The organism is Vibrio sp. 10N.222.52.C3, assembly GCF_041474195.1.
Classification (GTDB): domain Bacteria; phylum Pseudomonadota; class Gammaproteobacteria; order Enterobacterales; family Vibrionaceae; genus Vibrio; species Vibrio crassostreae_C.
Window position 1 is genome coordinate 1 of record NZ_JBFRTQ010000177.1, and the last position, 341, is coordinate 341.

At 41.9% G+C, this 341-nt stretch carries 1 pseudogene; it reads left to right on the forward strand.

From position 1 onward, the window contains the following. Positions 1-20: 20 nt before the first annotated feature. Positions 21-209 (forward strand): annotated as a pseudogene (locus AB4517_RS21305) (hypothetical protein); the annotation flags it as partial. Between the last annotated feature and the right edge of the window lie 132 nt (positions 210-341).

Genomic DNA, 341 nt, shown 5'->3' on the forward strand with positions numbered 1-341 from the left:
GCTTAAGGTTCTGTCTATGAACACGTACTGAACTTAAAAAGTTATTGGTGGTGAACAACAACCCCAGCTTCGTGTCGCTGTGCAGAAACGGCAACATCTTCATTGATATAGAAAAGCGCTACTGCGACGCAGCACAAGAAAACCGCTACCACATAGGCACTCAGTACCTGCAATACGTACAATGCTTCCGGTGGTTAAATAAGTGGTAACAGGCTGACCAATCAAGGTAATATTTTTACTAGTTAATATGCGTCTATTTTGCTAAACTTTTCGCTAATTAGAACCGTGTGAAACAGCATAAAAAGTGGTTTCACCTTGCCTTTAGGAGCCAAACCTAAGGG